The 4146-nt window shown below is 45.0% G+C and carries 4 protein-coding genes and 2 pseudogenes; all 6 read right to left on the minus strand.

The features are described 5' to 3' along the window. Positions 1-73 precede the first annotated feature (73 nt). The gene (locus N4310_RS07775) at positions 74-838 is read right to left on the minus strand and encodes an HTH domain-containing protein (protein ID WP_262092729.1); all 765 of its coding nucleotides are present in this window, start codon (positions 836-838) and stop codon (positions 74-76) included. A gap of 25 nt (positions 839-863) precedes the next feature. Further along, positions 864-2624, minus strand: coding sequence for a PTS mannitol transporter subunit IIBC (locus tag N4310_RS07780; RefSeq protein WP_276552664.1), 1761 nt, complete (start codon positions 2622-2624; stop codon positions 864-866). A gap of 186 nt (positions 2625-2810) precedes the next feature. Further along, complete coding sequence (locus N4310_RS07785) at positions 2811-3080, minus strand: type II toxin-antitoxin system RelE family toxin (protein WP_179923736.1); 270 nt, start codon at positions 3078-3080, stop codon at positions 2811-2813. Next, on the minus strand, positions 3070-3297 hold the full coding sequence (relB, locus tag N4310_RS07790; protein WP_262092730.1) for a type II toxin-antitoxin system RelB family antitoxin: 228 nt from the start codon (positions 3295-3297) through the stop codon (positions 3070-3072). Before relB ends, N4310_RS07785 begins: the two co-directional genes overlap by 11 nt. Before the next feature lie 74 nt (positions 3298-3371). Continuing rightward, positions 3372-3476: pseudogene (locus N4310_RS07795) on the minus strand (type II toxin-antitoxin system RelE family toxin); the annotation flags it as partial. Between the two features lie 20 nt (positions 3477-3496). Beyond that, positions 3497-4057, minus strand: a pseudogene (locus N4310_RS07800) (glycine betaine ABC transporter substrate-binding protein); the annotation flags it as partial. Between the last annotated feature and the right edge of the window lie 89 nt (positions 4058-4146).

Consider the following 4146-nt stretch of genomic DNA (forward strand, 5'->3'; position numbering starts at 1 on the left):
TACCGTGGCGATTTTTCTTTTTATACTCTTCTATTCCCTTGGTATGCCTCGGATCAGAGACAACGGGAATGATTCAAAGAATCTCCTGCAGATTGTAAAACTGCTTGGTTGCAGCCGACAGACGACTAAAGAGCTTCTGCGCAAACTCCAGAGCTTCCTTAGACAATTCAACCTGCTGCTGCAGCTGCCCCTGATTATCCGCTAGGGCCAAGAGCGAAATGAGAAATTGCTTGAGCTTGGCATCGACTTCTCCCAAGCTAGGCGCCAAATCCTCAAAGACCTGCCGACAACTGGTAACCCTAGCAGCCTGTAAAATCGGAAATTCCGAATAACGGTCTGCCCAAAAATCCTGAATACTGATTGCATTGGCTAGCAGGATGGCTAAAACCCTCCGTTTTTGTGAGGACGTTCCCAGCAAACTGTAGCCCTTGTGTCGGGACAAGGACAGCTGGAAGTCCTTGACCCGTGCCTCAATCACCGCAATATCCTGAATCACTGTCACATTGGAAACAAAATAAACTTCCTGTAGCTGTTCATTGGTCACGGATTGATCCGCTACCAACAGATCATAAGTGATAAGCAGTTGCCGCCGGCTGGGACTGTAGGCTTCCTGACCATCAGTCGCATTTAATTGAGCCAGATCCCCTTCGAGATAATACTTCCGCCCTTCCTTGATCAGCTTAACCCCATGCCGATCTAGATAGGGTGTCAAATCTGATAAGGTCCGATAAACGGTCCGGGTGGAAACCTGTAAAATTTCCGTCATCTCCTTCAAGGAAAGCTTCCCTACTTGGAGGAAAGCTTTCAGAAGGTCTTGTTCACGTTTGCTTAGTATCATGGTTTTATTATACTAAACATCTAACTTATTGATGGATACGATCAACCATTTTATCGTATTCTGGAGTGGTTACCAAACTATCCACCACCAAAAGCTGAGCTTCAGGCGCAGCCTGCTGTACCACTGCCTGATTCGCAATTGTGGTAACCAATAAAATGTTTTTCGCATTATGTTCAGCCAAATTGGTCAATGGAACAGTCGCAACCGGGATACCGATGCCACGGTTTTTAAAGATGGCACTGAGAGTTGCCTGTCCCATAGTCGCAGAACCCTGAGCCTGCCCATAAGGGAAGACCACTTCATCAACATAGTTGAGATCTACTTGCCCCTGAGCTTCTGGACGTGGATCCGCTTCAAAAACTACAGCTGCTTGACCCGCCAATTTACTGACAATTTCATCATATTTTGGAGACGTTAGGAAATTGTCCACAGCCACATGGATCGCCCGTGGAGTCCGTTGCAGGGCACGATCAGCCAATTCCTCCTGGGTTACAATGAGTGTGTTTTCTGTATCTTCCAAGGCCGAAATGGCTTTGTTGGAAACTGGAATATCTAGACCTGCTTTTTTAACCTTATCCCGCAAGAGAGAGGCCCCCATCGCGGAACTTCCCATCCCCGCATCACAAGCAAAAATGATTTGACGAACATTTGCGGCAGAAACTTCCTCAGCAATCGGAGCTAAAGGCTGCCCTTTTGAAGCTGCTTTGGCAGCCTTGCTGGCAGCTTGCGCCTCCTCCAAACTTTCTCCCTCAGACTTATCAGCCTTCAAAATAATGGAGGCAACTACAAAGGAAGCGAGCGCACCTGCAAAAACGCCGGCCAAGACAGCAAGAAGGTTCGCAAGATAACCATCTCCCTTAGGTACCATTCCCATAATAGCCAGAATCGAACCCGGAGACGCCGCCGCCCCAAGACCTGCATTCAAAAGTTGGAAGGCAAAGGTACCTGACACACCCCCAGCAATCACTGCTAAAAAGAGCGCCGGCTTCATCATCACATAAGGGAAGTAAATTTCATGAATTCCACCAAAGAAATGGATAATCATCGCTCCCCAAGAAGAAGACTTGGCTGACCCCTTACCAAAGAAAGCATAGGCCAAAAGAATCCCCAAACCAGGACCAGGGTTGGCTTCAAGCAAGAAGAGAACAGACTTCCCAGTCTCAAGTACCTGCTCTGCCCCAAGTGGCGTAAAGATTCCATGGTTCAAGGCATTATTCAGGAACAAAATCTTAGCTGGCTCAATAATGATATTGGCCAATGGTAAGAGTTTCATCGCGACAATCGCTTCCACCCCATTACCAATCATTCCTGTCATACTCTCCACAAATGGCCCTACAATTTTGAAGGATACCAACATAAGAGCAAACCCCAACAAACCAGCCGAAAAGTTATTGACCAGCATCTCAAAACCAGGCCGAATCTTAGGTTGCACCAGTTGATCAAACTTCTTGATCCCCCAAGCTCCCAAAGGCCCCACAACCATGGCTCCAATAAACATCGGAACCGTTGTCCCAGCAATAACCCCCATGGTCAGGATGGCACCAACCACCCCACCCCGTTGGCCATAAAGATTAAAACCTCCGGTATAACCAATTAAAAGTGGCAAAAGATAAGTAATCATTGGACCAACAATGGTTGCAAAAGACTCATTCGGCAACCAGCCGGTTTCAATAAATAAGGAAGTTAGCACCCCCCAAGCAATAAAAGCACCTATATTGGGCATGACCATATTGGATAAGGTTGTCCCTAACTTCTGCAGACGGACTCGAAATGATTGAGCTTCCATTATACGACCTCCTATCGTTGATTTCTATCTTTAGTATAGCGACAAAAAATGCGACCGAAAACTCAAATCTTGTCACACTTTTTATGACAGAGGAGGGGGAGACATAAGCGTATCCCTAAGCTGAAACACCGAGAACTAGAAAAGCAATTCAAAAAAAGCCAGCACGAAGCCGACTTTCTCCACTTATCAACGTTTGTAAACTTCTTTCCTATGGCCGACTTCAAGAGCCAAGACTACGAGTTCATCATCTATAATGTCGCAGATCACACGATAATTACCAATTCTGTAACGCCATAGCCCTTTTAAATCCCCTACTAGAGCTTTACCATGTTGTCTAGGATTCGCTAACCCATCCAACTTATTCTTCATATCCTTGGCTAACATGAAACCGACATGTTTATCCATCTTTTTCAGTTGCTTCAAGACGTCATCACTAAGAACTAGTCTATAAACCATCTTCTAGCTCCTTTATAACATCATCTATCGCATGAGTAACCGGATTCTTTTTAAAGCTTTCATAAGCTTTAAAGCCCACTTCGTAGTCTAGCTGATCTTCTATCTGCTCAATTAAGGCACTTTTGAAAAGTTCAGATAAACTTTTTCCTGTATGAGTTGCATAATTCTTGAATAATTCATCCTCTGCCTTATTTAATCTTAAGGATACCACTGTCATAGTTCCACCCCCTTTATGTATTACATTGTAATACATAAAGGGGGTGCTGTCAACTCCATAAAGGTGTACTTTTATCAACGTTTGTAAACTTCTTTCCTATAGCCGACTTCAAGAGCCAAGACTACGAGTTCATCGTCTATAATGTCACAGATTACAGGATAATTGCCAATTCTGTAACGCTATAACCCTTTTAGATCCTCTATTTTTGGAGCAATTTTTCTTTGACCAAATAGTCATGGGCAACACTAGCGGCTGTTTTCCCTTCTACATCAACCTGATAGTTCATCTCTGACATCTGACTAGCAGTTATTTTTCCAGCTAGTTGATTCAGAATCCCTTCCAGTTCTGGGTGTTTTTCCAACAAGTCTGCCCGCATTAAAGGGGCTCCTTGATAGGGTGGGAAGAGTTGGCGATCATCCTCTAGTACAAAGAGGTTGTATTGTTTAAGTTGACTGTCTGTCGAGTAGGCATCAATCAGATTGACGGCTCCTGTCTGGATGGCCTGATAGCGCAGTGATGGCTCCATGGTGTTGACCTTGAAGTTTAGGCCGTAGACTTTTTCGAGGCCAAGATAGCCGTCAGGGCGGTCATTAAATTCCAGCGAAAAGCCCGCTTGCAGTTGGGATTGGATCTTGGCTAAGTCTAAAATCTTCGCCAGTTGGTGTTTCTTGGCAAAAGTTTGTGAGACTGCCAAGGCATAGATGTTCTGATACTCCATCGGCTTCAGAGGCTGGGACAAAAGTCTAGCCTCTCTCTTTATGATTAGCAAAACACCTTTGACGCAGTAGTTGATTGGGTCTAACAGCATTGTATGCTGTTAGAGAGTACCAAATCTTGTTTGCGAAGCAA

Origin of the sequence: Streptococcus danieliae (genome assembly GCF_025447695.1) — a bacterium.
Lineage (GTDB): Bacteria > Bacillota > Bacilli > Lactobacillales > Streptococcaceae > Streptococcus > Streptococcus danieliae.

Bases quoted from the DNA above. Each gene is read 5' to 3' on its own strand.
- N4310_RS07775 (WP_262092729.1), bottom strand. From the start codon at position 838: ATGATACTAAGCAAACGTGAACAAGACCTTCTGAAAGCTTTCCTCCAA.
- N4310_RS07780 (WP_276552664.1), bottom strand. From the start codon at position 2,624: ATGGAAGCTCAATCATTTCGAGTCCGTCTGCAGAAGTTAGGGACAACC.
- N4310_RS07785 (WP_179923736.1), bottom strand. From the start codon at position 3,080: ATGGTTTATAGACTAGTTCTTAGTGATGACGTCTTGAAGCAACTGAAA.
- relB (WP_262092730.1), bottom strand. From the start codon at position 3,297: ATGACAGTGGTATCCTTAAGATTAAATAAGGCAGAGGATGAATTATTC.